The 26,785-nt window shown below is 71.2% G+C and carries 28 protein-coding genes and 1 tRNA gene; 13 read left to right on the top strand and 16 right to left on the bottom strand.

Annotation, left to right across the window (positions count from 1 at the left end; genetic code table 11):
• The first annotated feature begins 77 nt into the window (after nt 1–77).
• From ACI6GS_RS04060 to ACI6GS_RS04045, 4 genes are all read left to right on the top strand, one after another.
• On the top strand, nt 78–1,235 hold the full coding sequence (locus ACI6GS_RS04060) for an isovaleryl-CoA dehydrogenase (protein ID WP_439816499.1): 1,158 nt from the start codon (nt 78–80) through the stop codon (nt 1,233–1,235).
• Between the two features lie 10 nt (nt 1,236–1,245).
• Nucleotides 1,246–2,853, top strand: coding sequence for a carboxyl transferase domain-containing protein (locus ACI6GS_RS04055; protein ID WP_439816498.1), 1,608 nt, complete (start codon nt 1,246–1,248; stop codon nt 2,851–2,853).
• Between the two features lie 7 nt (nt 2,854–2,860).
• The gene (locus tag ACI6GS_RS04050) at nt 2,861–4,738 is read left to right on the top strand and encodes an acetyl/propionyl/methylcrotonyl-CoA carboxylase subunit alpha (RefSeq protein ID WP_439816497.1); all 1,878 of its coding nucleotides are present in this window, start codon (nt 2,861–2,863) and stop codon (nt 4,736–4,738) included.
• A 100-nt stretch (nt 4,739–4,838) separates the two neighbouring features.
• Complete coding sequence (locus tag ACI6GS_RS04045) at nt 4,839–5,753, top strand: HpcH/HpaI aldolase/citrate lyase family protein (protein WP_439816496.1); 915 nt, start codon at nt 4,839–4,841, stop codon at nt 5,751–5,753.
• Between the two features lie 90 nt (nt 5,754–5,843).
• Here ACI6GS_RS04045 and ACI6GS_RS04040 read toward each other — a convergent pair whose 3' ends face one another.
• The 11 genes from ACI6GS_RS04040 to hemC form a co-directional block, all read right to left on the bottom strand.
• Nucleotides 5,844–6,920, bottom strand: a complete 1,077-nt coding sequence (locus ACI6GS_RS04040; RefSeq protein ID WP_439816495.1) for an ABC transporter permease — start codon at nt 6,918–6,920, stop codon at nt 5,844–5,846.
• Nucleotides 6,917–7,858, bottom strand: a complete 942-nt coding sequence (locus ACI6GS_RS04035; protein WP_439816494.1) for an ABC transporter ATP-binding protein — start codon at nt 7,856–7,858, stop codon at nt 6,917–6,919. The genes ACI6GS_RS04040 and ACI6GS_RS04035 overlap by 4 nt, the downstream gene beginning before the upstream one ends.
• Entirely contained in the window at nt 7,845–8,762 is a 918-nt protein-coding gene (locus ACI6GS_RS04030; RefSeq protein WP_439816493.1) for a polyprenyl synthetase family protein, read from the bottom strand. The genes ACI6GS_RS04035 and ACI6GS_RS04030 overlap by 14 nt, the downstream gene beginning before the upstream one ends.
• A 92-nt stretch (nt 8,763–8,854) precedes the next feature.
• Nucleotides 8,855–9,343, bottom strand: a complete 489-nt coding sequence (locus ACI6GS_RS04025) for a sterol desaturase family protein (protein ID WP_439816492.1) — start codon at nt 9,341–9,343, stop codon at nt 8,855–8,857.
• A 96-nt stretch (nt 9,344–9,439) separates the two neighbouring features.
• Nucleotides 9,440–9,514 (bottom strand) — tRNA-Thr (locus tag ACI6GS_RS04020).
• 72 nt (nt 9,515–9,586) lie between these two features.
• Nucleotides 9,587–10,174, bottom strand: coding sequence for a CatB-related O-acetyltransferase (locus ACI6GS_RS04015; protein WP_439816491.1), 588 nt, complete (start codon nt 10,172–10,174; stop codon nt 9,587–9,589).
• Nucleotides 10,175–10,181: 7 nt separating this feature from the next.
• On the bottom strand, nt 10,182–11,135 hold the full coding sequence (locus tag ACI6GS_RS04010; RefSeq protein WP_439816490.1) for a glycosyltransferase family 2 protein: 954 nt from the start codon (nt 11,133–11,135) through the stop codon (nt 10,182–10,184).
• Nucleotides 11,135–12,556 (bottom strand): heme biosynthesis protein HemY, encoded by a 1,422-nt coding sequence (locus ACI6GS_RS04005; RefSeq protein ID WP_439816489.1) that lies wholly within the window; start codon nt 12,554–12,556, stop codon nt 11,135–11,137. The genes ACI6GS_RS04010 and ACI6GS_RS04005 overlap by 1 nt, the downstream gene beginning before the upstream one ends.
• On the bottom strand, nt 12,553–13,983 hold the full coding sequence (locus ACI6GS_RS04000) for a hypothetical protein (protein WP_439816488.1): 1,431 nt from the start codon (nt 13,981–13,983) through the stop codon (nt 12,553–12,555). The genes ACI6GS_RS04005 and ACI6GS_RS04000 overlap by 4 nt, the downstream gene beginning before the upstream one ends.
• 80 nt (nt 13,984–14,063) lie before the next feature.
• Nucleotides 14,064–14,780, bottom strand: coding sequence for a uroporphyrinogen-III synthase (locus ACI6GS_RS03995; protein WP_439816487.1), 717 nt, complete (start codon nt 14,778–14,780; stop codon nt 14,064–14,066).
• A gap of 15 nt (nt 14,781–14,795) precedes the next feature.
• Nucleotides 14,796–15,728, bottom strand: a complete 933-nt coding sequence (gene hemC / locus ACI6GS_RS03990) for a hydroxymethylbilane synthase (protein ID WP_439816486.1) — start codon at nt 15,726–15,728, stop codon at nt 14,796–14,798.
• A gap of 65 nt (nt 15,729–15,793) precedes the next feature.
• On the opposite strand from hemC, the gene tsaD reads away from it, so the two are divergent.
• The gene (tsaD, locus tag ACI6GS_RS03985) at nt 15,794–16,858 is read left to right on the top strand and encodes a tRNA (adenosine(37)-N6)-threonylcarbamoyltransferase complex transferase subunit TsaD (RefSeq protein WP_439816485.1); all 1,065 of its coding nucleotides are present in this window, start codon (nt 15,794–15,796) and stop codon (nt 16,856–16,858) included.
• A 256-nt stretch (nt 16,859–17,114) separates the two neighbouring features.
• Here tsaD and ACI6GS_RS03980 read toward each other — a convergent pair whose 3' ends face one another.
• Nucleotides 17,115–17,237: a hypothetical protein gene (locus tag ACI6GS_RS03980; protein WP_439816484.1), complete on the bottom strand. Its 123-nt coding sequence runs from the start codon at nt 17,235–17,237 to the stop codon at nt 17,115–17,117.
• Between the two features lie 561 nt (nt 17,238–17,798).
• On the opposite strand from ACI6GS_RS03980, the gene ACI6GS_RS03975 reads away from it, so the two are divergent.
• A complete protein-coding gene (locus ACI6GS_RS03975; RefSeq protein WP_439816483.1) occupies nt 17,799–18,230 on the top strand; it encodes an HIT family protein in 432 nt (143 codons plus the stop codon).
• Nucleotides 18,231–18,240: 10 nt separating this feature from the next.
• Entirely contained in the window at nt 18,241–19,143 is a 903-nt protein-coding gene (gene yddG / locus ACI6GS_RS03970; protein WP_439816482.1) for an aromatic amino acid exporter YddG, read from the top strand.
• Between the two features lie 10 nt (nt 19,144–19,153).
• Here the strand turns inward: yddG and cysE are convergent, their stop codons facing one another.
• Nucleotides 19,154–19,984 (bottom strand): serine O-acetyltransferase, encoded by an 831-nt coding sequence (cysE, locus tag ACI6GS_RS03965; RefSeq protein ID WP_439816481.1) that lies wholly within the window; start codon nt 19,982–19,984, stop codon nt 19,154–19,156.
• A 197-nt stretch (nt 19,985–20,181) separates the two neighbouring features.
• Here cysE and ACI6GS_RS03960 point away from each other — a divergent pair, with 197 nt between their 5' ends.
• Entirely contained in the window at nt 20,182–20,706 is a 525-nt protein-coding gene (locus ACI6GS_RS03960; protein ID WP_439816480.1) for a hypothetical protein, read from the top strand.
• Nucleotides 20,707–20,737: 31 nt separating this feature from the next.
• Nucleotides 20,738–21,181 carry a nuclear transport factor 2 family protein gene (locus ACI6GS_RS03955; RefSeq protein WP_439816479.1) on the top strand — a complete coding sequence of 148 codons (444 nt, stop codon included), beginning with the start codon at nt 20,738–20,740 and terminating at the stop codon, nt 21,179–21,181.
• Between the two features lie 34 nt (nt 21,182–21,215).
• Here the strand turns inward: ACI6GS_RS03955 and dapA are convergent, their stop codons facing one another.
• From dapA to ACI6GS_RS03940, 3 genes are all read right to left on the bottom strand, one after another.
• Complete coding sequence (dapA, locus tag ACI6GS_RS03950; RefSeq protein WP_439816478.1) at nt 21,216–22,139, bottom strand: 4-hydroxy-tetrahydrodipicolinate synthase; 924 nt, start codon at nt 22,137–22,139, stop codon at nt 21,216–21,218.
• 222 nt (nt 22,140–22,361) lie between these two features.
• Nucleotides 22,362–22,856: a hypothetical protein gene (locus ACI6GS_RS03945; protein ID WP_439816477.1), complete on the bottom strand. Its 495-nt coding sequence runs from the start codon at nt 22,854–22,856 to the stop codon at nt 22,362–22,364.
• The gene (locus ACI6GS_RS03940) at nt 22,856–23,329 is read right to left on the bottom strand and encodes a hypothetical protein (RefSeq protein ID WP_439816476.1); all 474 of its coding nucleotides are present in this window, start codon (nt 23,327–23,329) and stop codon (nt 22,856–22,858) included. The genes ACI6GS_RS03945 and ACI6GS_RS03940 overlap by 1 nt, the downstream gene beginning before the upstream one ends.
• Nucleotides 23,330–23,559: 230 nt before the next feature.
• Here ACI6GS_RS03940 and ACI6GS_RS03935 point away from each other — a divergent pair, with 230 nt between their 5' ends.
• From ACI6GS_RS03935 to ACI6GS_RS03920, 4 genes are all read left to right on the top strand, one after another.
• The gene (locus ACI6GS_RS03935) at nt 23,560–24,696 is read left to right on the top strand and encodes an acyl-CoA dehydrogenase family protein (RefSeq protein WP_439816475.1); all 1,137 of its coding nucleotides are present in this window, start codon (nt 23,560–23,562) and stop codon (nt 24,694–24,696) included.
• A gap of 25 nt (nt 24,697–24,721) precedes the next feature.
• Nucleotides 24,722–25,318: a TetR family transcriptional regulator gene (locus ACI6GS_RS03930; RefSeq protein ID WP_439816474.1), complete on the top strand. Its 597-nt coding sequence runs from the start codon at nt 24,722–24,724 to the stop codon at nt 25,316–25,318.
• A gap of 111 nt (nt 25,319–25,429) precedes the next feature.
• Nucleotides 25,430–26,077, top strand: coding sequence for a FecR domain-containing protein (locus tag ACI6GS_RS03925; protein ID WP_439816473.1), 648 nt, complete (start codon nt 25,430–25,432; stop codon nt 26,075–26,077).
• Nucleotides 26,078–26,103: 26 nt separating this feature from the next.
• Nucleotides 26,104–26,778 carry a DUF1345 domain-containing protein gene (locus tag ACI6GS_RS03920; protein ID WP_439816472.1) on the top strand — a complete coding sequence of 225 codons (675 nt, stop codon included), beginning with the start codon at nt 26,104–26,106 and terminating at the stop codon, nt 26,776–26,778.
• The last annotated feature ends 7 nt before the right edge of the window (nt 26,779–26,785 follow it).

The following is a 26,785-nucleotide window of genomic DNA, read 5'->3' as shown; positions in this document are numbered from 1 at the left end:
CGGCTATTCTTTCATGAAACGGACGGTCGACCAATTCTTGTTCGACCGCGGGGGACGCGCACAAGGGAGGGCCGGCCATGGATGCGCCGACGTTCGATTTCGACCTGGGCGAGACAGCCGACGCGATCCGCGAGACGACGCGACGGTTCGCCGCCGACCGCATAGCGCCCCGCGCCGCCGCGATCGATGCCGAGAACACCTTCCCCCGCGACCTGTGGCCAGAGATCGGCGCGCTCGGCCTGCATGGCATCACGGTCGAGGAGGAATGGGGTGGCTCGGGCCTGGGCTACCTTGATCACGTCGTCGCCATGGAGGAGGTCAGCCGCGCCTCTGCCTCTGTCGGCCTGTCCTATGGTGCGCACTCGAACCTGTGCGTGAACCAGATCCGCCGCTGGGGCACCCAGGACCAGAAGCGCCGCTACCTGCCCAGGCTCATCAGCGGCGAGCATGTCGGCTCGCTGGCCATGTCGGAGGCGGAGGCGGGCTCCGACGTCGTCTCGATGAAGCTGCGCGCCGACAGGCGGGGCGACCGCTACGTCCTGAACGGCACCAAGTTCTGGATCACCAACGCGCCGCACGCCGACACGCTGGTGGTCTATGCCAAGACGCAACCCGATGCCGGCCCGCGCGGCATCACCGCCTTCCTGATCGAGCGCGGATTTGCCGGCTTCAAGGTCAGCCCCAAGCTCGACAAGTTCGGCATGCGCGGCTCCGACACGGGCGAGCTGGTGTTCGAGGAGTGCGAGGTACCGGCTGAGAACGTGATGGGTCCCCTGGACGGCGGGGTAAAGGTCCTGATGTCGGGCCTCGACTATGAGCGTGCCGTGCTGGCGGGCGGGCCGCTGGGCATCATGCAGGCCTGCCTGGACGTGGTCCTGCCCTATGTCCGCGAGCGCAAGCAGTTCGGCCAGCCCATCGGCAGCTTCCAGCTGATGCAGGGCAAGATCGCCGACATGTACGTCGCCCTGAATTCCGCCCGGGCCTATGTCTACGCCGTGGCGCGGGCCTGCGATGCCGGGCGGACCACCCGCTTCGATGCCGCCGGCGCCATCCTGCTGGCGTCCGAGAACGCGGTGAAGACCTCGCTCGAGGCAATCCAGGCTTTGGGCGGGGCCGGCTACCTCAAGGATTTCCCGGTCGAGCGCCTGCTGCGCGACGCCAAGATCTATGACATCGGGGCCGGCACGAACGAGATCCGCCGCTACCTGATCGGCCGCGAACTCATGGCGATGTAGGAGCAGCCAGATGACCGTCCTGCCCACGAACGTGGACCGGGGGGCTGCCGCCTTCCGCGCCAATGACGCCGCCAACCGTGCCCTGGTCGACACCTTGCGGGCACACACCGCCCGTGCCGCGCTGGGCGGCCCGGAATCCGCCCGCACGCGCCACGTCGCGCGCGGCAAGCTGCTGCCGCGCGACCGCATCGAGCACCTGCTCGATCCCGGTGCGCCGTTCCTGGAATTCTCGGCCCTGGCCGCCCATGGCCTGCACGGGGACGAGGCACCGGGCGCGGGCATCATCACCGGCATCGGCCGCGTGGCCGGGCGCGAGGTGCTGATGATCGTCAACGATCCGACGGTCAAGGGCGGCGCCTATTACCCGGAGACCGTGAAGAAGCAGCTGCGCGCACAGGAAGTGGCCCTGCAGAACCGCCTCCCTTGCGTCTACCTGGTCGACAGCGGTGGCGCCAACCTGCCCCACCAGGCCGACGTCTTTCCCGACCGGGACCATTTCGGCCGCACTTTCTACAACCAGGCCAACATGAGTGCGCTGGGCATTCCCCAGGTCGCCTGTGTCATGGGCTCGTGCACCGCCGGTGGTGCCTATGTCCCGGCCATGAGCGACGAGACGGTGATCGTCCGCAACCAGGGCACGATCTTCCTGGGCGGCCCGCCCTTGGTGAAGGCGGCAACGGGCGAGGTGATCTCGGCCGAGGACCTGGGCGGCGCCGACACCCATGGGCGCAAGTCCGGCGTGGTCGACCATGTGGCCGCCAACGATGCGCACGCGCTGGAGATCGTGCGCTCGATCGTGGGGCGGCTTGGCCGGGCTGAGCGCTTCCCGCTCGCCATGGCCGAACCCGTTGCACCCGCATACGACCCGGCCGAGCTCTATGGCATCGTGCCCCAGGACGTCCGCGCGCCCTATGAGGTGCGGGAGGTGATCGCCCGACTGGTCGACGGTTCGGAGTTCGACGAGTTCAAGCGCCTGTACGGCACCACCCTGGTGACGGGCTTTGCCCATATCTGGGGCTTTCCCGTGGCGATCCTGGCGAACAATGGCGTGCTGTTCAGCGAGTCCGCGCTGAAGGCCGCGCACTTCATCGAACTGGCCTGCCAGCGCAAGATTCCCCTGGTCTTCCTGCAGAACATCTCGGGCTTCATGGTCGGCGGCAAGTACGAGGCCGGCGGCATCGCCAAGGACGGCGCCAAGATGGTGAACGCCGTGGCCACCGCCAACGTGCCCAAGCTGACGGTGTTGATCGGCGGCAGCTTCGGCGCCGGAAACTACGGCATGTGCGGCCGGGCCTACAGCCCCCGCTTCCTGTGGTCCTGGCCCAATTCGCGCATCTCGGTCATGGGGGGCGAGCAGGCCGCCAGCGTGCTGGCGACGGTCAAGCGCGACGGCATCGAGCAGAAGGGCGGCACCTGGCCGGCGGAGGAGGAAGCCGCGTTCAAGGCGCCGATCCGCGAGCGCTACGAGCGCGAGGGCGATCCGTACTTCGCCACCGCCCGCATGTGGGACGACGGCATCATCGATCCCGCCCAGACCCGCGACGTGCTGGGCCTGGGCCTGGCCGCGGCCCTCAACGCCCCCATTCCCGACGCCCGCTTCGGCGTCTTCCGCATGTGAGGCGGCCATGATCGACACCATCCTGATCGCCAACCGGGGCGAGATCGCCCGGCGCATCATCCGCACCGCCCGCCGGCTTGGCATCCGCACCGTGGCCGTCTTCTCCGACGCCGATGCCACGGCCCCCCATGTGCAGGAGGCGGATGCCGCGGTCGCCATCGGCCCGGCGCCGGCGCGCGAGAGCTACCTGGTGCAGGACCGCCTGATCGAAGCGGCCAAGGCGACGGGCGCGGACGCGATCCATCCGGGTTACGGCTTCCTGTCCGAGAATGCCGGCTTTGCCCAGGCCGTGACGGACGCAGGCCTGACCTGGATCGGGGCACCGCCGCACGCCATCCTGGCCATGGGCCTGAAGGACGCAGCCAAGGCGCGCATGGCGGCGGCCGGCGTTCCCACCACGCCCGGCTACCTGGGCGACGACCAGTCCGACGCGCGCCTGTCGCGGGAGGCGGATGCGATCGGCTATCCCGTCCTGATCAAGGCGGTGGCCGGCGGTGGCGGCAAGGGCATGCGCAAGGTCGACCGGGCGGAGGACTTCGCAGCCAGCCTCGCCTCCTGCCGGCGCGAGGCAGCGGGCGCCTTCGGCGACGACCGCGTCCTCCTGGAGACCTATGTCCAGAAGCCCCGCCATATCGAGGTCCAGGTCTTCGGCGACGCGCACGGCAACGTCGTCCACCTGTTCGAGCGCGACTGTTCGCTCCAACGCCGCCACCAGAAGGTGATCGAGGAGGCCCCCGCCCCCGGCATGGACGAGGCGACGCGTGATGCCGTCACCGCCGCCGCCGTGCGCGCCGCCCAAGCGGTGTCGTATGTCGGCGCGGGCACGATCGAGTTCATCGCCGACGCGTCGGAGGGGCTGCGCGCCGATCGCATCTGGTTCATGGAGATGAACACCAGGCTTCAGGTCGAGCATCCGGTGACCGAGGCGATCACGGGCCTGGACCTGGTCGAATGGCAGATCCGCGTGGCCTCGGGCGAGCCCCTGCCGCTGGCCCAGGACCAGATCACAAGGAGCGGCCACGCGATCGAGGCCAGGCTCTATGCCGAGAACCCGGCGCGGGGCTTCCTGCCCTCCACCGGGCGCCTGGAGCGGTATCGCGTGCCGAGCGCCGGCCTCCGGCTGGACAGTGCGGTCGAGGAGGGGGGCGAGATCACGCCCCACTACGACCCCATGATCGCCAAGCTGATCGTCCATGCGCCCACCCGCCGGGGCGCCGCCCGCCAGTTGGCGCAGGCTGCGCGCGGGGTCGAAGTCTGGCCGGTGCGGACCAATGCCGCCTTCCTGGCGCGGGCCCTGGACCATCCGGAGTTCCTGGCGGCCCGCGTCGATACCGGCTTCATCGACCGGCATCGGGAGGCCCTGGCGCCGAAGCCGGTGGCGTCGCTCGCGGTGCTCCAGGCGGCGGCCCAGGCGATCCTGGCCGACAGCGCCACGCGCGCCGCCGGGCCCTGGGCAGCGCTGCCCGGGTTTCGCGTCAACAGCGCGCCGACCCCGGTCATCCGTGTCGCGGCCGATGACGGTGCCCATGCCGTATCGGTCCAGCCCGCGGCGTCGGCGCTGACCGTTCTGCGCCAGGGCAGCCGCCTCGTCGTGTTCGAGGAGGGCGACGCCTTCGCCCTGTCCGCGGCGCGCGCCGATGACGGGGGGGAGGGCGGCGATGCGGCCGACGGCCTGATCCTGTCGCCCATGCCGGGGCGCATCCTGTCGGTCGCGGTGGCGCTCAGGGACCGTGTGAAGAAGGGCCAGCCGCTCGCCGTGCTGGAGGCGATGAAGATGGAACACGCCCTCCTCGCCCCCTTCGATGGCCATGTCGAGGCGCTTGACGCGGTGGCCGGCCAGCAGGTGACGGAGGGCGCTGCATTGCTGCGGGTCGTGCCCGCCTGATCATCATGTTGGTGATGGATGATCCGGCGGGTGAGATGGCCCTTGCCCGGCGGTCGTCCACAGCGCCAGGGTGGCCGCCAAACCGAACCGGAGGAACCGCATGTCCACCCGCCCCCAGCGCGCGCGCCGTTCGCAGCTTTCCGTGCCCGGCAGCAGCGAGAAGATGCTGCAGAAGGGGGCGGAGTCCCAGGCCGACCACGTCTTCTGCGACCTGGAGGACGCCGTTGCCCCATCCGCCAAGGTCGAGGCGCGGGGCAAGATCGCCTGGGCGCTCAACAACCTGGACTGGGGGCGCAAGACGCGCTGCGTGCGCATCAACGACGTGACCACCGAATGGTGCCACGGCGACATCATCGAGATCGTGGAGAAGGCGGGCACCAACCTCGACACGATCATGCTGACCAAGCCGTACACGGCGGCCGACGTCCTGTTCCTGGACCGCATGCTGACCCAGCTTGAGAAGAAGCTGAAGCTGGACCGCCGCATCGGGATCGAAGTCCTGATCGAGGAGGTCCAGGCCCTGCAGAACGTGGAGGCCATCGCCACCTGCACCGACCGGATGGAATGCCTGGTCTTCGGCATGGGCGACTATTCGGGCAGCCAGGGGATCGATACCAAGGACATTGGTGGCGAGAGCGGGAACTACCCCGGCGACATTTTCCACTTCGCCCGCTTCCGCATCACGATGGCGGCGCGCGCCGCAGGGATCGACGCGGTCGACGGCCCGTACGCCAATTTCAGGAACGAGGCCGGCTACCGGCAGGAGGCCCTGCGCGCCCGTTCGCTGGGCATGGTGGGCAAGTGGGCGATCCATCCCTCCCAGGTCGCCCCGGCGCTGGACGTCTTTTCCCCCGACGCGGCGGAAGTGGCGCGCGCCCGCAAGATGGAACAGGCCTATCGCGAGGCCGAGGCCCGCGGCCTGGGCGCCGTCCAGGTAGACGGCGTGATGATCGACGTCGCCGTCCTGCGCCTGGTCCGCAACACCCTGAAGAAGGCCGAGCTCTACGGGCTATAGGGGCAGTCGGCACTGCGGTCCAGCATGCCTGCTGACGGGCCCCTGGCACCCCTGCACGCTGGCCAGGCGCCAGCATAAGCGGGATTTGCGCTACGACGCGGTCAGGCGGCGGCGTTCGGCGATCGCGGCCAGCGTGAAGGCGGTGGCTGCGATCGCCGCAAGGACGCCCCACGCGGTCCACACCAGGGGCGTTGCGCTGCCGCGCCAGAAGATCGCCTGATAGGCCTCGATCACCCAGGCATGGGGCGTGAACCAGCTCAGGCGCTGGAACGCCTCCGGCATCAGGAAGCGCGGTACCATCGAGCCGCCCAGCGCGCCCAGAACCAGCGCGGTCGAGGTGGCGAAGGGCTGTGCCTGGTCCCGCGTGCGGCAGATCCCCACCAGGGCCATCCCGGTCGCCGCCGCGGCCGCCGCGGCCAGGATGGCCGTCGCCAGCAGCAACGGCCCGACGGGCAGGACGGGGACATCGAACAGCAGGCCGGCGGTGGCGAAGATCGTCGCGGCCTGGATCGTGCCCAGCAGCGTCAGCCACAGCAGGCGCCCGGCCAGCAGCGGCGCCACCCCGCCCGCCAGCAGGGCCAGCCGGTGGGTGAGCCCGGCCCGCCGCTCCTCCAGCCCGGCCATCGCGACATGGATCGCATTGAACAGCAGGAACAGGATGCTGACCGCCCCCGCGTAGTAGGTCGCCTCCGTGTCGATGCCGCTGCCCACGCTGCGCGCCACGGTCAGGGCGGGCTGGGGCGGGCCACCGCCGCCGCCCAGGCCACTCGCCACTTCCTGCACCAGCCCCTGGGCCATGGTCGCGGCGACCGGCCGGCCGGGATTGACGACCAGCTCCACCGCTGGGGCCGCACCGCCCAGGGGACCGCGGATCACGATGCCGATGTCGGCGCGGCCCGCCAGCACGCGCTCGTCGACCGCGGCGGTATCGGCCAACCGCACCAGGCGCTCGCCCTGGCGCGCTTCCAGGCCGGCCATCAGGGCGGCGCCTTGCGCGGTCCCCGTGGCGTCGACGGCAGCGATGCTGAGGTCCAGCTCGCCCCGCGTGCTGGCGCCGAACAGGGCGGCAAAGATCACGAACATCAGCGGCGGCAGGGCAAAGGCCAGGACCAGGCCGCCCCGGTCGCGCAGGAAGACCAGGGCCAGCGCCCCCAGGATTGCCCTCATGGCGCTTCGGCCGTGGCCAATGTGGCGGCCACCAGGTCGTCCAGTCCGGGCGCGCGGATGGCAATCTCCGCCGGCGCGTCTGGCCCGCCGGGGGCCAAGGTGGCGGCCGTTCCCACCGCGTCCTCCAGCAGGCCGCTCCAGCTCAGGCCGTCCGGCCCCGGCGCCAGGCCAGCCTGGCGCAGGCGGACGGCGGCCGCGGCGGCGGGCGGCCGGTCATGGCGCAGCACCAGCACCCGGCGCGCCTGGAAGGCCTGGGCCAGCAGGGCGGCCGTGGCCCCCTCCCGCACCATGCGGCCCGCGGACAGGATGCCCACGCGATCGGCGACGCTCTCGACAAAGGCGGCATCGTGGCTGACCAGCAGGCAGGCCGCGCCGGCCTGGACCACCGCGCGCAGGCCCTGGGCGACGACGCCGCGCGTGGTCGCGTCCACCCCTTCGGTCGGCTCGTCCAGAATCAGCAGGGGCGGCCGGTGCACCAGGGCCGCCGCCAGGTTGGCGCGCCGCCGCCAGCCGCCGGACAGGCGGCCCACGCGCTCGTCCCCGCGCGCGGTGCAGGCGGTCAGGTCGAGCGCCCGGGCAACGGCGTCCCGGCGCGCGGCGGCCGGCACGCGGGCCAGGCCGGCGATCGTCTCCAGGTTCTCCCGGATGGTCAGGCTGGGGAACAGGGCGGTTTCCTGGGGCGCGAAGCCGATCGCCCGCCGCGCCACCGCGGAGTGCTGCGGATCCTGGCCCAGGACCCGCACCCGACCCGCAGCCGGCGCCAGCAGGCCGCAGGCCAGGCGCGCGATCGTGGACTTGCCCGCGCCGTTGGGACCCAGCAGGGCGTAGACCTCCCCGCCATGCAGCACCAGGTCCAGGCCATGCAGCACGACCCGTGCGCCATAGCGCGCGACCACCTGCTGAAGGGCGAGCGGGACGGCCGGCTCAGCCTGCGGCACCGGCCCTCGCGAACAGGAACCGGACATAGCGCATCAGCGGGCTGTCATGGCCCTGGGGCTCCAGCGCCGCGGCGGCCTGGTCCAGGGTCAGGGCGATCTCCCGCTCCACGCGCTCGACGCCCCACAGGTCGACAAAGGTGAGCTGTCCGGCATCCTGGCCCACCGACTTGCCCATGGCGGCGGAATCGCCCACGGCGTCGAACAGGTCGTCCTGCAGCTGGAAGGCAAAGCCCACGGCGCGGCCAAAGCGTTCCATCGCGTCCAGTCCGCCCTGATCGGCGCCCGCGACCATGGCGCCGCCGCGCAGGGCCGCCACGAACAGGGCACCCGTCTTCAGGTGGTTCAGGTCGGCCAGGCCCTGCTCGGTGCGCGCCCGTTCCGGCGCCCGCAGATCCTGCACCTGTCCCGCTGCCAGACCGGAAAAGCCGATCGCGGCGCCCAGTTCGCCGATCAGCCGCAGCTGCACGCCGGGCGCCTGATCGCCGCCCTGGGCCAGGGCGACATGCGCCTGGTTCAGCAGCGTGACCGCCGCCAGGATCGCCACGTCTTCGCCATGGACCCGGTGCAGGGCCGGCGCGCCGCGGCGCTGGTGCGCATCGTCCATGCAGGGCAGGTCGTCCAGCACCAGGGATGCGGTGTGCACCATCTCGACCGCGCAGCCGAAATCGACGGCGCGCGCGCCCAGGCCGTCATGATGGGCACAGGCCAGCACCGCCATCGTCGGCCGCACCCGCTTGCCGCCGCTCAGCAGGGCGGCACGCACAGCGGCATCCAGCAGCGGCTGGCGCGAGCGGTGCGGCAGCAGCGCGGCCAGGCGCTCGTTCACGGCGCGCCGGATCGACGTCCAGTCCGACGTGTCGAGCACCAGGGCGGGGCGCAGGGCAGCATCACTCACAAGATCCATGCCCGGGCCCATTGCTCAACCGGCGCCCATCGCGCGCCAGTGGTCTACGTGTCGCAGTGCGCGGCGGTTCACCGGCCTTTTGGCGGATCGCCTCATTCCGCGGGCTCGCCCACGGCGACGCGGCGCCGGTCCAGCTCGGCGCGCAGCGCCGCCACCGGGCGCACCCACAGGAAGCCGAACGAGACGCAGCCCTGCCGGGTACGCACCGCATGATGCAGGCGATGGGCCTCGATCCGTCGGGCCCAGAAGGGGGACGTGCCGGCGATGGGCACCGGAAAGCGGCGATGCACCAGCCCGTCATGGAACAGGAAGTAGACGGCGCCATAGGCCGCCGTGGCCAGCCCCGGCCCCAGGAACCAGGGCGAGACGTGAAACCCCAGATAGATCAGCAGGATCGACGGCAGGGCAAAGACCACTGCAAAGAGGTCGTTGCGTTCCAGGCGCCCGGTGCGCGGTTCATGGTGACTGCGATGCCAGGTCCACAGCACGCCATGCATCACATGGCGATGCATCAGCCAGGCGAACCCTTCCATCGCGACGAACGCCGCCAGGAACAGGAAGACGTGCAAAGCCTCAGCCATGGGCCAAGCCTAGCGAGGAACGCCGCTCCGCGCAGCATCTGTTCGAAATCGCCCGCATCCCGCAGCCCGGTCCGGAATCAAGATTCTGGAAATCGCTGGTGCCGCCTGCAGGAATTGAACCTGCGACCTACTGATTACGAATCAGTTGCTCTACCCCTGAGCTAAGGCGGCAGCGCGGGGGGTCCCGAAGGCCGCGGACCATAGCGCCAGCGGCGGCGGGTTGCAAGGTCATTGGCGCGGGGCTCAGGCGGGGCCGGGGTCGAAGCGGGCCACGAACTCGGCGACCGGACCATAGAAGGCTGTCTCCGCCGCCCTGATCCGCTCGTCCGGCCAGGTCCACCAGGCGATGCGCAGCAGACCGGCGACCAGTTCGGGGGGCAGACGCAGGCGGACCTGGCGGGCGGGGTTGCCGGTGACGATGGCATAGGGGGCGACGTCGCGGGTGACGACGGCGCCCGCGCCGATCACGGCACCCGGACCGACCGTGACACCCGACAGGACGAGCGCGCGGGCGCCAAGCCAGACGTCGGCGCCGATGACCACGCCCCCGCGCGTGACCGCGTCGGTGTTCTGGCCCGGCGGTGCCCACAGGTTGGTGCGCAAGGGATAGGTCGCGACCCGGTCGGTCGCATGGTCGGCCGCGCCGAACAGCAGGACCTCAGGCCCGAACGAGCAGAAGGCCCCGACATCGATGGGTGCTGCGGCGCTGGGGCGGACGAACGTGCCGAAGACGTGGCCATAGGTATGGCGCCCCACCGTGACATGCGGGGGCAGGGCCACGCGACGGCGGTTGAACGGCGTCTTCAGCCCCAGGAGCTTGCGCAGGCCCATGCCCGGGTCAGGCCGGCGCGCGGGTGGCCACGGGCGCTTCCGGCCGGGCGCGTCGCGTGGTGGGCGAGGCGGGCCGGCCGGCCAGGTAGGCCAGCATGCCGCACAGGCTCGCCGCGTCGCGCACCAGCTTGCGCCCGCGGAAGCTGAGCGCATGGCCGACGAGCTTTGGCACGGTGCGGGCGATGCCGCTGCGCGCGCGGGCATGCATGGCGGCGCGGCCCTGCCACTTCTGGGTGGCATAGAGCTCGGACCAGGCATAGTGCCAGTTCTTGAGCCAATGCCGCGCCAGCGTCGCGGGGGCGGAGGCGCCGCCCAGGTGCATCACCTCGGCCTGGGGCGTCACGACCAGGCTGAAGCCCGCGCTGCGCTGCGCCAGGCACATGTCGTCATCCTCGAAGTAAAGGAACAGCGCGGGATCGAAGCCGCCCGCGCGCTCCAGCGCCGTGCGCCGGACCAGACTGACCGCGCCCGACAGGTACCAGGTACACAGGTCGCCATCCGCCGCTACCGCCCCCTCCGTCCCCCGGTGGCGGCCCCGCGCAAGCAGGCCCACATCGTGGGCGAGGACCAGCCGCCCCTGGGCGTCGCGCACCGAAGGCGCGACCATGCCAGCTTCCGGCCAGCGATCGGCGGCCGCCACCAGCGCCTCAAGGCAGCCGGGCAGCAGCACCGCGTCGGGATTGAGCAGCAGGGCGAAATCGCTGGTCACCCGCTCCAGGCCCAGGTTGGCGCCGTTGCCATAGCCCAGGTTGACGGCACTCGCGACCAGTTCGGCACCGGCCGCCTGGACCCGGGCGCGCGTGTCGTCGGTGCTGGCATTGTCGACCACAATGGCCCGGCCGATGCCGGCGACCGACTGCAGGCAGGGCTCGATCACCGCGGCGCTGTCGTGGGTCACGATCACGGCGGTGACGCGCTGCCAGGCGGCGCCCCCACCTGGCGCCACCGGGAGATCGGGCATCAGGCCGGTCCGGTCGACAGGCTGCCCGGCGGTGGCATGGACGCGGGGCGCGGCGCGGCGGACGCCCCGGGCGGGCTGGGCGGCGTGCCGGGGACCAGCAGCAGCGGGTCCATGGGCAGCAGCTCGCCCTGCGCGGTGGGCACGGTCCATGTGGCACTGCCGAAGGCCTGGCAGGCCGGGCAGTGCGAGAACCAGGCCGGTTCGGCATGGTTGCAGGCTTGGCAGACCCAGCGCGGGTCGGGCGGTGCCGTCGCCACGCGCGCCAGCCAATGGGCGGCCGCCACGGTGTCGTCGCGCTCCTGGCGTTCCAGCTCGGCCAGCAGGCGGTACAGGCGGGGCGACGGGCGCCTGGCCTCCACCGCTTCCAGCTCGCGGCGCGCCCGCTCGAAATCGCCCCAGGCCAGGGCCGCCTCGCCCAGGACCAGCGTCGCCTCCGGATCGTCGGGACGCAGCGAGGCGAAGGCCTGCATCCGCGCCAGGCGCAGCACCACCGGGGCCTCGTCATCGCCCAGCGCGCGCCACGCGGCGGCCAGTTCGGGATGGCCGACGGCCCGCCACGCCTTTTCCAGCACCTTCTGCGCCTTGCGGCCGCGCTTCTGTTCGCCGAGCAGGCGCGCCGACAGCAAGGCCGCGGGAACCAGGTCGGGCTCGACGTCCAGCGCCTGGCGCGACAGGGTCAGCGCATCCGAGATCAGTCCGACGCCAGCGCAGTCGCGGGCCCGGCCCAGCAGGACGATGGCGCGGCGGTGCCGGACGTCCTGCGCCGGCAGGCTCTGCCGGCGCCTCGCACGCTCCAGCGTGCGCTCCGCCTCGTGCCAGTGGCCGGGTGCTGCCTGCAGGGCGAACAGCTCGCCCGTGCTCCAGGCCGAGCGGGGGCGCAAGGTGCCGGCGCGCTCTGCCAGGGCCAGCGCCGTCTCGTCATCGCCGCGCCGGCGGGCCTGGGCGATCAGGCCGCGCAGGCCCAGGAACTCCGTGGCGCTGGCCTGGCGCAGGGCCTCGTACTCGCGTGTCGCGATCTCGGGCTCGTCGGACAGCTGCGCGGCCTGGGCGGCCAGCAGGCGGGCGACGGGGGGATTGCCCAGCAGGCGCTTGGCCTCGTCCGCGCGGGCCCGCGCTTCCTTCAGGTCGCCGGCGGCCAGGGCCGACAGGCCATCGACCAGGGCGCGCTCGCCCCGGCGCTGGTCCTGGCGGCGGCGCCAGCGGTGCCAGGTGCGCGGCCCGCGCAGCAGCGCGCGCAGAGCGGTCGCCAGCGCGCCCAGCAGGATGACACCCAGCAGGAAGCCCACCGCGACCACACCCACATTGGTCTCGACCTGCCAACCCTGCCAGTCGACGACGACGCGGCCGGGATTGTCGGCCAGCAGGGCGGCACTCAGCGCGATCAGGACGACGACGACGAACCAGAACAGCAGGCGGGTCATTGACCGGTCTCCCCAGGCCCAGTGCCGTCGGGCGTGGCATCCTCCGACGCGGCCAGCGCCTGCTGCAGCGCCGCCGTTGCGTCCATGACCGCCAGGCGGCGGCCCGCGGCGGCGCGCCACGGGGCGGCGGCCTGGGCGGCGGCGGTGTCCAACGTGTCCACCGCGTCCAGGGCGGCGCGCAGGTCGCCGCCCTCCAGCGCCGCCTGCGCCGCGACCACGGGATCGCCCGCGGCCTCTCCCGCATCGGTGCGACGAATGGTGATCAGGCCGCCCAGCCCATCGGTCAGGCGCTCGCCCAGGTCGGCTGGCGCCTGCGCATTGCGAATTGCGGCGACGGTTGCCGGCCAGTCTGCGCGCAGCTGGGCCAGGGGCGGGGCGCCCGCTTCCGCCGCGGGACGGGCGGCCGCCAGGGCGGCCTTGACCCGGTCGGGCGCGGCATCGCCAAAGGCCGCCTGCGCCGCGTCCAGGGCCGCGACGAAGGGGGCGGGGCCAGAAGCGGCGGCCGCCAGGCGGGCCAGGGCGGCACCCTGGTTGGCGGCGGCCAGGCGGTCATCCTGCACCGCCAGCGTCCGATCGAGAGCGGCAATCCGCGCGGCCATCGCCTCCTGCACCCGGTCCAGGTCCTGCACGCGGGCAGGCTGGCCCATGGCGTCAAGCCGCGTCGCCAGGCCCTGCACGCGCTCCTCCAGCCCCGGCAGCCCCTCTTCCAGGGGAGCCAGGCGCTCCTCCAGCGGCGCGATGCGCTGGGCCAAAGGGGGCAACTGCTGCTCAAGCGGTGCCACCCGCTCCTCCAGTGTGGCAATGCGCGGGTCGGGGGGCGGGGGCGGGGCAGGTTCGGCCAGGCGGGCCTCCAGCGCCGCAAGGCGGCGCAGCAGGTCCGGATCGGTCGCGGCAGGCGTCGTGGCCGTGGGCGAGGTCGTCGCCGTCGCGGGCAGGGGGGTGCGGTCCTCCAGCGCGGCAAGCTTCTGCTCGGCGCGGGTCAGCCGCTGGGTCAGGTCGCCCAGGCGTTCGTTGGCGGCCAGCAGCTCGGCCGGGGGCACCGGCTTCAGGAGACCGCCAGCGATTGCCCCGCCAACGCCAAGCGCCACCGCCAGGGCGAGCAGCGACAGGCCAACGGCCAGGCGCGACGGCGGTGCCGGCGCCGTGCGTTCCGCCAGGGCGGCATAGCCACCACCATCGTTGCGCGACGCCGCCGTGGCCTTGGCTGCGATGCTCCCCGGTGCCTCCTCGGGGAGCGGCTGGATCGGCGGCACGGCCTCTGGCCCCAGGGCCTGGGGGTCGGCCAGCGGCTCCGTGATCGCGGGCGTGCCCGGTTCGGCGCCCTCGGGAGCCGTGGTGGAGTCCACGTCGGCCAGCGGAGCGGGCTGCACGTCCGGCAAATCCGGTTCGGCCGCCGGGCCGCCGGGCTGGGTCGTTCCGGAAGGCATGCTGGATCCTACTCCCGACAGGTCATGATCTGCGTCAGACGGTGCGGCCATGGGCGACGTGCCGCGATCCGGGCCCGGAGTCAGTCCAGGTCCCCGATCCCCAGCAGGGCCAGCAGGGCTGCGGTCGTCGTCTGCGCGGCCACCCGCACCGCCCGGAACGGAACCGGGTCGAGGGCGGCGGCCACGGCGTTGCTGAGGCACAGGGCATCCACCTCCGCGCAAGGTCCTTCCACTCCGGAAGCCCGCGCCAAGCTAACAAAGGTGCGCGCCGTCCGGGGAGAGAAAAACAGGGCGGCATCCAGGGTTCCCCCCCGCAAGGCCGCTTCCGTCGCCGGCGCCAGGGCGTCGGCGGGCTGTGCGTCATACAACACGACGCGGCGGACGTCGTGCCCCTGCGCACGCAGCATCGCCGCCAGGTCGCCGGCCAGGACCGATCCCGCCGCGTGCACCATGGGTCCGTCATCGGGGCTCAGCCGCGCGGTCACCAGGTCGGCCAGGCTGGCGACGTCGCCAGACGCATGCTCGACCCGGGCATAGCCCAGGTCCCGCGCGATCCGGGCGGATGCGGGGCCGATGCACATGAGACGCAGCGCACGGTCGGGGCTGAGCCGGGCCAGGTGGCGCACGCCGTTGGCGCTGGTCGCCAGCACCGCCTGGACGCCGGCCAGACAGGCGGGATCGGCCGTGACCGGCACCATGTCCAGCAGCGGGTCCAGCACGACCTGGTGCCCGCGGGCGCGCAGGCCTTCGGCCAGGCGTGAGCCGTCGGGCTCCGGCCGCGTCACCAGCAGGCGCACGGGCAGGCCCGGGGATCAGCCGGCGAAGGCGAAGGATGCCCGCGCGCGCAGTTCCGCCGCGGCGTCCTGCCCCATGGCCGAGGCATCGTCGATATGGCCCAGGCGGACCGTCTCGACAAAGGCATGGCCGTCGGTTGCATAGATCGCGGCCTTCAGGCTCAGGCCGCCCGACCCGTCATGCACCGCAAGCCCGGCAATGGGGGTGCGGCACGACCCGTCCAGCGCCGCCAGCAGGGCACGCTCCGCCCGCAGGACGATCTCGGTCGCACCGTGGTTCAGCGGCTCGACCAGGGCACGGGTCACGGCATCGTCGCTGCGGATCTCGATGCCGACGACGCCCTGCGCCACCGCGGGCAGCATCTCGTCCGGCTCCAGGACCACATCGGCGCGCTCGGCCATGCCCAGGCGCTTCAGCCCGGCCAGAGCCAGCAGGGTCACGCCCACCTCGCCCCGCTCCAGCTTGGCCAGCCGGGTCTGCACGTTGCCGCGCAGGGGAACGACCGTCAGGTCGGGGCGGCGGCACAGGACCTGCGCTTGCCGCCGGAGGGAGGCGGTGCCGACGACGGTGCCGGCCGGCAGGCCTGCCAGGGACTGGATGCCGGGCCCGATCAGGGCGTCGCGCGGGTCCTCCCGCTCCAGGAAGGCGACCAGTTCCAGGCCCGGGGGAAGGACGGTCGGCATGTCCTTCATCGAGTGCACGGCCAGGTCGATCGTGCGGGCCAGCAGGGCCTCCTCGATCTCCTTGGTGAACAGGCCCTTGCCCCCCACCTCGGACAGGGTGCGGTCCTGGATCCGGTCGCCACTGGTCTTGATCGTCTGGATCTCGACCTGAAGGCCGGGGTGCCGCGCCATCAGCGCGTCGCGCACCATCACGCTCTGGGCCAGGGCCAGCGGGCTGCCGCGGCTGCCGATGATCAGGAGACGGTCATGAGGGGAACGATCGGGCAATGCTCTGTTCTTCCTGCAAGTGTGCGTCCTTGCACCCATGCGGCGACGGGTGTAGGGGCTGCGCCGTGAAGACCAAAGCACCCCTTGTCCTGGGTGTCGAGACGAGTTGCGACGAGACGGCCGCGGCCATCGTCTCCGGCGACCGCGACATCCTGGCCAACGAAGTCCTGTCCCAGGTGGCCGAGCACACGCCGTTCGGCGGCGTTGTGCCGGAAATCGCCGCGCGTGCGCATGTCGAACATCTGGACCGCCTGATCGCCCGGGCGCTGGCCACGGCCGGCGTCGGCTTCGGCGATCTGGCGGCGATCGCGGCCACGGCGGGTCCGGGCCTGATCGGCGGCGTGATGGTGGGTCTGGTCACGGCCAAGGCGATCGCCGCCGTGCATGACCTGCCGCTGCTGGCGGTGAATCACCTGGAGGGGCACGCCCTGACGGCGCGGCTGGTCGAGCCGATCGGCTTTCCCTACCTCCTGCTGCTGGTCTCTGGCGGGCATTGCCAGCTGCTGCGCGTGCAGGGCGTCGGCCAGTATCGCCGCCTGGGCACCACCCAGGACGACGCCGTCGGGGAGGCCTTCGACAAGGTGGCGCAGATCCTGGGCCTGGGCTTTCCTGGCGGTCCCGCGGTCGAGCGCGCCGCGCGCAACGGCGACGCCACGCGCTTCGACCTGCCGCGGCCATTGCTGGGGCGGGCGGAACCCGACTTCTCGTTCTCCGGCCTCAAGACTGCCGTGCGGCAACTGGTCGACCGCATGCGCCCCCTGTCCGGGCAGGACCAGGCGGACGTCGCGGCGTCGTTCCAGGCGGCCGTGGCCGACGTGATGGTCGACCGGACGGCGCGCGCGATGGCGCTGGCCGGCCCCATGCCGCTGGTCGTGGCGGGCGGTGTCGCCGCCAACCAGGTGCTGCGCGCGCGGCTGGGGGTGCTTGCCGACAGCCAGGGCCAGCGCCTGGTGGCGCCGCCGCTGAAGCTGTGCACCGACAACGCGGCGATGATCGCCTGGGCCGGTCACGAGCGCCTTGCCGCGGGCCTGACCGATCCGCTGGACATCGCACCGCGTGCCCGCTGGCCGCTCGATCCCGGCGCCATCCTGCGCCCCGGCGTCCCCGAGCGCCTGCGGCCAAAGGCGTAACGGCGCCGATTTCAGCTCGTTTCCGATGCGCAGCGGTGGAGCAGCGGCGAGGCCACGCGTGTCTTATGGTGATGGATCGGCCCCAACAGGTGGGCCAGGACGATGTTCTGGAGCACTGACCGGGCAGGCTCATCCGGGCATCTGCGGCCCGTCCCCTGGGAAGGCTTGATCCGCTGCCGGCGCCGTCAGGGAAGGGGCGGCGGCGCCGGCAGCGGATCGGCCGGGGTGGGGTAGGCCCCGGCTGTGCATGTGTGCGTCAGATCAGGCTGGGGCTCAGGACGCCTGCGTAAAGCGCCAGGACCGCCGCCGCGTAGGTCACCAGGACGACGGCCGACACCTTGGCCAGTCCATCGCTCAGGCGGTCGTGCAACCGGGTCATTGTCGTTCTCCCTCAAAGGACCAGACCGTCGCTTCGCGTCTTCAGACGGCGGCGACGGCGACGAACTGGGACACCACCAGCAACGCATAGGCGCCGACCACGATCTGGGCGAAGCGCGCGACGACGTTGCCGTTCGAGAAGGCTGCGATCCGGGCCATGACTGTTCTCCGTTACCGTCCGGGGCTTCCGGGCCGCCCATCGGCCCTGTGGGGTTCACCCCTGAACGATGAACAGTAAATGATATTCGTTTCATTCACGTCAAGGGATGAGGCAGAGATTTTTTGCGGGTGCACCCCAACTCTTCTGCATGGCTTGGAAATCAGTGGTCCGGGCCGTTGTGCGATGCACTATGGTGCAGGATTCCCGCCCTGAACGATGTGAATAGGACCACACGTTCATCAATTACCGGATGGGTTATTGCCTTGCCGGTGACGCCGTGCGCGGTATCGCATGCCTTGGCCCTTCCCCTGGGGCAGCGCTCGGGCTTCACTGCCGCCAGTGCGTTCGATGGGCGGTGCGGCGGAGGGTGGTGCCGGCCGCAGCAATGGGGAGCGAGGCGCGATGCAGCGTGTGGCCTATGACCGGAACAACATCTTCGGGAAGATCATCCGGGGCGAGGCGCCGAGCGTCGTCGTCTACCAGGACGACGACGTGCTGTCGTTCATGGACGTCTTCCCGCAGGCACCGGGCCATACCCTGGTCATCGCCAAGCGCAGCCAGGCCATCACCCTGCTGGAGATCGAGCCCGAGCTCCTGCAGAAGCTGATCGCCGCGACCCAGCGCATCGCACAGGCGGTCGACCGGGCGCTGAACCCCGATGGCATCATGCTGATGCAGCTGAGCGGGGCGGCCGCCGGAATGACGGTCGGCCACCTGCATTTCCACATCATCCCGCGGTGGGACGGCAAGGCGATCAAGGGCCATGCCCATGGCCAGATGGCCGACCTGGCGGAGCTGAAGGACCAGGCCGCGCGGATTGCCGCCCAGCTCTGATCGACCGATCATGACCGGACAGGTCGAGGGGACCCTGGCGGCGCCATCGCCGGCGCGCCTGCGCGGCTCGGTTTCGGCAACGCTCGCGGGCCTGGGCGCCATCGCATTATGGGCGCTGCTGGCCGCGCTGACCGCGGGTGCCGGGGCGGTGCCGCCGTTCCAGATGACGGCGCTGACCTTTGGCATCGCCTTCGGCGCGTGGTGCCTGCGCGGCCCCAGGGCCTGGGCGCACCTGCGGCAGCGGCCGGCGGTGTGGCTGCTGGGCGTCGGCGGCCTGTTCGCCTATCACGCCCTGTACTTCGCCGCCTTGCAGCGCGTACCCCCGGCCGAGGCCAGCCTGATCTGCTACCTGTGGCCGCTGCTGATCGTGCTGGGCGGGGCCATCTTCGGCGAGGGCCTGCGCTGGTACCACCTGGGCGGAGCGCTGGCCGGGCTGGCCGGAACGGCCCTGCTGATGGGCGATGTCGATTTCGCCGCCGCCTCGCTGCTGGGCTATGGCCTGGCGCTGGCCGCGGCCTTCACCTGGGCGGCCTATTCCCTGCTCAGCCGGCAGTTGCCCAGCGTCTCGACCGATGCGGTGGGTGGGTTCTGCGGCGGCGTCGCGGTCCTGGCGCTGGCCTGCCACCTGGCCTTCGAGCAGACCGCCTGGCCCACGGGCTGGACCGCCTGGGCCGCGGTGCTGGGCCTGGGCCTGGGGCCCGTGGGCCTGGCCTTCTTCCTGTGGGATGTCGGGATGAAGCGGGGCGACGCCGCGGTGCTGGGCGCCTTGTCCTATGGCGCGCCGCTGTTCTCGACCCTGATCCTGCTCGCCCTGGGCTGGGCGGCGATGCAGCCCGGCCTGATCGGCGCGTGCCTGCTGATCGCCGGGGGCGGCGCGCTGGCGGCGCGGGACCTGATCCTGCCGCGCCGCTGAGGCCGCCGCGTCAGCCCTGCTCGGCGTTGCCGCAGGGGAACCAGTGGTCCATGGCGCGGGCCGGCTCCGGACAGTCGGGGCAGCCCTTCACCACGGCGGGCACACCGGCCACGGTGCAATGGGGCGGCACGTTCTGCAGCACCACGCTGCCGGCGCCGACCTTGGCCCCTTCGCCCACCTCGATATTGCCAAGGATGGTCGCATTGGCACCGATCAGGGCGCCGGCGCGCACCTTGGGGTGGCGATCGCCGGTTTCCTTGCCCGTGCCGCCCAGGGTCACGCCCTGGAGCATCGACACGCAGTTCTCGATCACCACGGTCTCGCCGATCACGACGCCGGTGCCGTGGTCGAGCAGGATGCCGCGCCCGATCCGGGCCGCGGGGTGGATATCCACGCCGAACGCCTCCGAGATGCGGTTCTGGAAGAACAGCGCCAGCCCCCGCCGGCCGGACCGCCACAGCCAGTGCGCGATGCGGTAGGCCTGGATCGCGTGGAACCCCTTGAAGTAGAGCAGCGGCTCCAGGTACGAGCGGCAGGCCGGATCGCGGTCGCGCACGGCATGGAAGTCGGCGCGCACCGCCTCCGGAATATCGCGGTCGGACGCAAAGGCCTCGTCGATGACCTGGCGCATCAGCAAAGGCCCGACCGCGGCCCCAGCCAGCTTGTTCGCCAACTGGTAGCTCAGCGCATCCTCGAGCGAGCGATGGACCAGCACGCCCGCGTGCAGGAATCCGGCCATCACCGGCTCGTCCTGTACCAGGGTTTCCGCATCGCGGCGGATCTCGGCCCAGATCGGGTCATGCGTTGCCACGCGGGCAAGGGTCGCCACCGGCTGGATCATCGCGTGTCCTCCCACGTCTGTGGCCCGTTTCCACGGTCCCTGGCGGTAGTCGCGCCGCCGATCCCGACCGTGAATGATGAACCTTGGGCTCTCTCATTCACTGTGAGCCCCTGGATGGCGCCTGTCCAGCGTCAGAATCGCCGACGGCGTTGCAGGCGTTTGCCGCCGCGCCGTGATCGCCTAAGCTGGCCGCGCCCATGCGAAAGCCCACGCGCACCTTTTCCGCGGCCGAGACCGATGGCCTGATCGACGCCCTTGAGCGACAGATCGAGGAAGCGACGACCATCGCACAGGATGCGGCCCAGGACGCGGAGGCGCAGTCCTATGGCGTCTACAATCATTTCCGCGACAAGGTTCAGGAGTTCGACACCCTGAGCATCCTGGTGGAGGAACGGCTTTCCAACCTGTCGGCCGGGCCGGACGCCGCCCTGCAGTCCCGCTTCGACCACGCCCAGGCCGGGATGATGGGCCTGATGATCCGGACCAGCATTCGCTTCTTCTTCGTGATGTCCAGCCTGGCACGCCTGCCCGTCGGCACCCGCGACGTCTTCATGAGCGAGCTGCGCTCCCTCTGGCATGCGCGCAAGCGCCTGGAGCAACCGCACCTGCAGGTCCTGCTCGACGAGAAGGCGGCGCAGGATCTGGCCAAGGCCCAGGACATCCTGTCCGAAATCATCGCCCGTGCCCCCAGCCTGCTGGACTTCAGCGGGCGCAAGGCCTGAGCATGGGGGGCACGACGAGGGGGCGCCAAGCATGACCGATCCCGCAGGCATGGCCAGCGACGAAAGCGCCCTGATCGCCGCCAACGCGGCATTCTACGCCGCGTTTGCCCGGCGGGACGCCGATGCGCTGGACGCCCTGTGGGCCGAGGATGTCACGGTCGCCTGCATCCATCCCGGCTGGTCGCCTCGCATCGGGCGGGAGGCGGTGATGGAGAGCTGGCGCGCCATCGTCGCCAATCCCGGCTCCCCCCGCATCGTGCCGGAGGAGCCGGTCGCCGTGGTGCTCGGCGCCGTGGGCCTGGTGATCTGCTATGAGCGCCTGGGCAACGACACGCTGGTCGCGACCAACACGTTCCTGCGGCAGAACGGGGCGTGGCGCATGGTCCATCACCAGGCCAGCCCGCTGGCGGAGCCGCGGCCCCGCCCGGTTGCGGCCCAGCCACCGCAGCGCAGGCCCGGCCAGGTCCTGCACTGAGATCCCGGGCACCGGTGAGGGGGCCCGTCCCGGTTCAGGCACAGGCCGACAGGCGCGGCTCGGCCATTGCGGCATCGATGCGGGCTGCCAGCCCATCGCTGATCCCGGTCATCGGCAGGCGAACTTCCGGGCTGTCGATCAGGCCCTGGCGCCACAGCCAGTGCTTGATGGGGGCGGGGTTGGGTTCGGCGAACAGCAGGCGCGGGACCTCCGCCAGGGAATGCCACGCGGCCAGGGCGGCGCGCTGGTCGCCAGACCGCACGTGCCGGCCGATTGCCGCGAACTCCGCCGTGCGCACGTGGGCCGAGGCCAGGATGCCGCCGTCCGCCCCGTGCGCCAGCGCGGAGTAGAACAGCGCGTCCTCCCCCGTCAGGACGCTGAAGCCGCGCGGCCGCTGCTGCAGCAGGGCAAAGGACTGGAGTGCATCGGCGCAGCAGTCCTTGACCCCCACGATGTTGGGATGTGCCGCCAGGGCCAGCATCGTCTCGTTGGCGATGCCGACGCCGCTGCGATAGGGGATGTTGTAGAGCATCAGCGGCCAGGGCGCGGCGTCGGCCAGCGCCCGGAAGTGCGCCAGCAGGCCGGCCTGGGACGGCCTGCTGTAGTGGGGTGCCGGGACCAGGACGCCCGAAACCGGCCAGTCGGCCATGCGCTCCAGCTGTGTCACCATCCGTGCGGTGTGGCTGCCGCCCAGGCCGATATGAAGGGGCATGACGCTGCCGCTCGTGGCACGCGTCTCGGCCGCCACGGCCACGATCCGGGCCAGTTCGTCCGCGTCCAGGGCCAGGCCCTCACCCGTCGTGGCGCCCAGGATCAGGCCGTCCAGCGGCTGGGCCAGGAAGTGCCGGACCAGGCGCCGCAGCGACGTCTCGTCCAGGGCGCCGTCGCGGAACGGCGTCACGAGCGGGAGCCAGAGGCCGGCAGGGCCAGCGGCACTGGGGCGATTGGGAAAAGTCATGTCTCGATCCCTTGCGAAAAAAGGGCCGGAGACGGGACTGGACACGGAATAGGGACCCCGTCGCACCGGCGGGGTCCTGGTCGAAGTGCGGCTTGATCCTAGCGCGCGCGGCGATCCGTGGCCCCCAGGGGGGCCTTTTTGCAGGTCGCGATCGTCGCAGCGGTGTCCATGGCCGGAGCGATAGCGGGCGCGCCGGCCGCCTGTCAAGGGTGGGAGGGGCCGTTAGTCCGTGGCGACGGCGACCCGCTGGACCGCGCCAGAGGCGCCGACGTCGCGCTCAAGTGCTGCCAGGAACTCCTCGAACGCGGCCATGTCGTGAAAGGCGCGGGCCCGGCGCGCCAGGGCCACTGCGCGAAAGGCACGGGCGCCATCCTCGATCGCGCGGCCTTTCTCGCGGTCCGTGGCCCGGCCCAGGGTCGCGTCGAAGCCGATCCGGTCGTGGATCAAGGCGGCGTCCCATTCCAGCAGGCGCGCGCCGACCCGGCGGGCCGTCAGCATCGCCTCCTCGTCCCCGTCGCCGCCGTGCAGGCGGATCGCCTCCCGCGCCATGCCGATGACGAAGCCCACGGTATAGCGGCCGGGGCTGCGCGGCATGGTCCGGCCCGCGGCCTCCACCTCCGCCCGCAGGGCTTCCAGCATGTCGAACAGTTCGGCGGCGGCATCGAATCCGCTGCGCCGTCCGAAGGCCCCGCCAGAGCCGCGCCCGACAAACGACATCAGACCGCCACCCGCAGCTTGGGCACGAAGACGACAAGACCGGGCTCGGCACTGCCGACGGGCGTCTCGTGCAGATGTTCGAACAGGACCGACAGGTGGCGCGCCCACATGGCGCCGGGCCTGCGCCGCCGCAACTCGCCATAGGCGCGGGAGGCATCGGCCGAAGCCGCCATCTTCACATGGTCGCGCTCGTTGATGGCGGGGTCGAAGCCGTAGCGATCATGAACCAGGCTGGCATCCCAGCCATAGGCCGACCGGACGACGTGGCGCACCAGTTCCGCGGGCCGGCCGGGATCCAGGATGCCGTGGACGCGCAATGCCTCGGTCGCCAGGCCAAGGTACCAGCCGGCCGTGTAGCGGTTGGGGATGGCGGGCCAGTCCGCCCCCACCCTGGACGTGTAGACGTCCGAGATTCCCACGCACATGTCGTGCAAGTGCTCGACCAGATCGAGCGCCACGCGCCGACCGAACATGCAGCCCCCGCCCCTGATTCTCAGCCTGCTTAAGGTCACACATTAGCGGGCCGCGTCCTGTGCCGTCTCTGTGACAGGCACGTCCCGGTCGACACGTCCGCGTGAACGGTCGTGAGCGGTCGCACAAGCGGCAAACGGTGCGGCGCCAAAACCATTGGCGTGGTCCGCCGCCCGTGATACTCGCGCGGGCATACCGCACGGTCGGACGGACAAGGAAGGAACCCGCGCCCATGATGCCGCGTCGCATTTTCGAGCACGAACACGAGATCTTCCGCGACTCGGTTGCCAAGTTCATGGCCAAGGAAGTCGCCCCCCATGCCGCCGCTTGGGACGAGGCCGGGATCATTCCGCGCGACCTGTGGACGAAGGCGGGCGAGGCCGGCCTGCTGTGCCCCGGCATTCCCGAGGAATATGGCGGGGCGGGCGTAGATTTCCGCTACAACGCGATCATCGCGGAGGAGGGCCAGCGCTCCGGCACCGGCAGCCTGGGCTGGCAGGTCCATTCGGACATCGTCGCCCCCTATATCTGGCATTACGGCTCGGACGAGCAGAAGCAGCACTACCTGCCGAAGATGGTCTCGGGCGAGGTGGTGGGCGCCATCGCGATGACCGAGCCCGGCACCGGCAGCGACCTGCAGGCGGTGCGCACGACGGCGCGGCGCGAGGGCAACGAATACGTCATCAACGGCCAGAAGACCTTCATCACCAATGGCCAGCATGCCGACGTGGTGATCGTCGTCGCCAAGACCGACCCCTCCAAGGGGTCCAAGGGGACCAGCCTGATCCTGGTCGACCGCGACACGCCCGGCTTCCGCCGCGGCCGCAACCTGGACAAGATGGGCCTGAAGGCAGCGGACACGTCCGAGCTGTTCTTCGACGACGTGCGCGTGCCCATCACCAATTGCCTGGGCGAGGAGGGCAAGGGCTTCATCTATCTGATGAGCCAGCTGCCGCAGGAGCGCCTGGTGATCGGCGTCGGCGCAGTCGCCGCGGCCCAGATCGCCTTCGAGTGGACGGTCGACTATGTCAAGGAGCGCAAGGCCTTCGGCAAGCCGATCCTGGGCTTCCAGAACACCGCCTTTACCCTGGCCGAGATCAAGACCGAGCTGGAAGTGGCCTGGGCCTTCATCGACGCTTGCGTCGACCGCCATGTGAAGGGCGAGCTGGACGCGACGGGCGGGGCGATGGCCAAGCTGTGGTGCACCGAGCTGCAGGGCCGCGTCGTCGACAAGTGCCTGCAGTTCTTTGGCGGCTATGGCTACATGACCGAGTATCCGATCAGCCGCGCCTATGTCGATGCGCGCGTGCAGCGCATCTATGGCGGCACGTCCGAGATCATGAAGGAACTGATCAGCCGCACGCTCTGAGGTTGCAGGGCGGCGGGTCGCGCCCATGGCGCGGACGCGATCACCGCAATACGACACGGTGCGGGGTACCATCCTGGCCCGTTGCGCGGCGCGCTTCGCCAGGGACGGCTATGCGCGGACGACGATCGCCGACCTGGTGGTGGAGTGCGCCGTTTCGCGCGGCGCGCTCTATCACTATTTCACGTCCAAGCATGAGATCCTCCAGGCGATCCTGGAGGGCCATGTGGGTGAACTCCTCGCCGTGCTGGAGACCGTGGCCGCGCGGGAGATGGAGCCGGATACCAGGCTGCATGCCCTGGTCGCGGCAGCGCTCGAGCTCTATGCCGGGTTCCGCAACGAACAGGTCGTGCTGCTCAACGACCTGTCCGCCCTCGACCTGCCGGTGCAGCGCGGGATCAAGGCGCTGGAGGTGCGCATCGTCGAGTTGTTCGCCGGCGCCATCGATGCACTACCCGGGGCGGCGCGGGGTCCGCAGCGCAAGGTGGACGCCATGCTGCTGCTGGGCATGATGAACTATACCTATACCTGGTACGACCCGGGCGGGGTGGTATCGCCCGCGAGCTTGGCGGGGCGCGTCGCCGACCTGTTCGTCGCGGGCCTTGCGGCGCGCGCGACCGCCTGAGGGTCGCGACCCGTTCGCCCTGTGCCGGCCGTCACCACGGCAAGGCTGGAGGTCGGGCCTGCCTGGGACTATGGTCGGACCAGTTCCGCCCGCTGATCGAAGGGGGCCGCCGTGCCGACGCGTCGCGATGTGCTGAAGGGTGCGCTGTGCACCGTCTCCCTGCTGGCCATGGGCCTGCCCATCCGGCCCCTTGCGGCCAATCCCGCCATCATCGGGCATTGCACCCTGGCCAGCGGCTATGTGGTGCGCACGCGTGACGGGGTGGCGCGGCGCCTGCTGCCGCGGGACGGCATCGTCTCGGGCGACATGATCCAATGTGCGGCCGAGGCTTCCGCGGCCATCGAGCTGATCGACGGATCGGGCATCAGGATCGCCAACGGGGCCACCGTGAACGTGTCCTATGAAGGGCCGGACAAGGAGGGCACGCTGGCCACCTGGATCTCCAGCGGAACCATCGTCTATACCGCGACCAATGGCGCTGCCGGCGGCCAGGACTGGCGCGCCCGTGCCCGGATCGAGACGCCGGCCGGGACCTTCCGGACCGAGAATGCGGCGCTGCAGATCACCGTGGGCGACACCGCGACCGAGGTGGCGGTCCAGTCGGGCAGCGTCTCGCGCCTCAACGGGTCATCCTTTCCCGGCAGCGGGGGCCAGTCGGTGACCCTCCGCTCCCGCCCCACGCCCGACCCGGTCCAGGGGAAGGGCAGTTTCGGCAACGTCTTCCAGTTGCCCCGGCCGGCGCTGCCCCAGGTCAGTTGAGCAACACCGGTACGGGCGGCCGTGCCGTGAGTCCCGTCCGCCATGTCCATGTCCACCTGCGCTTCTATGCCAGCATCCTGGTCGGCGTCACCGTCGGCCTTCTGGCGGCGTGGCTGGATCAGCCCGCCCTGGCGCCGGGCGGGGATGCATTCTACCTGACCTACCTCCTGGCGACGGCGCATCTCCGCTTTCCGGCCCAGCCCGAAGAGATGCGGCGCACGGCGGCGGTGGAGGACGAGGGAGTGCGCATCATCATCGCGCTGACGCTGGCGGCGATCGCCATCAGCACCTGGTCGCTTGTGTCGCTGCTGGCGGATGGCGGACATCGGCAGGGCTGGACCCTGGCGCTGGGCGTCCTCAGCGTGCCGCTGGGCTGGACCACGCTGCATACGGTGATGGCGATCCGCTATGCCCACCTGTACTACGACCGACACCCCGAACGGCCGGGCGAGGATGCGGGTGGCCTGGATTTCCCCCAGCCGGACGGGGGCACCGGCAGAGCAGAAGGCCGGCAGGAGCCCGACATGTCGGACTTCCTCTATTATGCGTTCGTGATTGGCATGACCGCACAGGTGTCGGACGTCCAGGCCACGGGCCGGGTCATCCGCCGGACAACCCTGGCCCACAGCATCGTCGCGTTCTTCTACAACACCGTCATCCTGGCGCTGGCGGTCAATATCGCCGTCACCTTGAGCCAGTGACGGCGCG

The sequence above is a fragment of the Zavarzinia sp. CC-PAN008 genome (genome assembly GCF_051903925.1).
GTDB lineage: Bacteria > Pseudomonadota > Alphaproteobacteria > Zavarziniales > Zavarziniaceae.
Note: the sequence above shows the minus strand (reverse complement) of the source record. Positions and strands in the feature narration are given on the sequence as shown.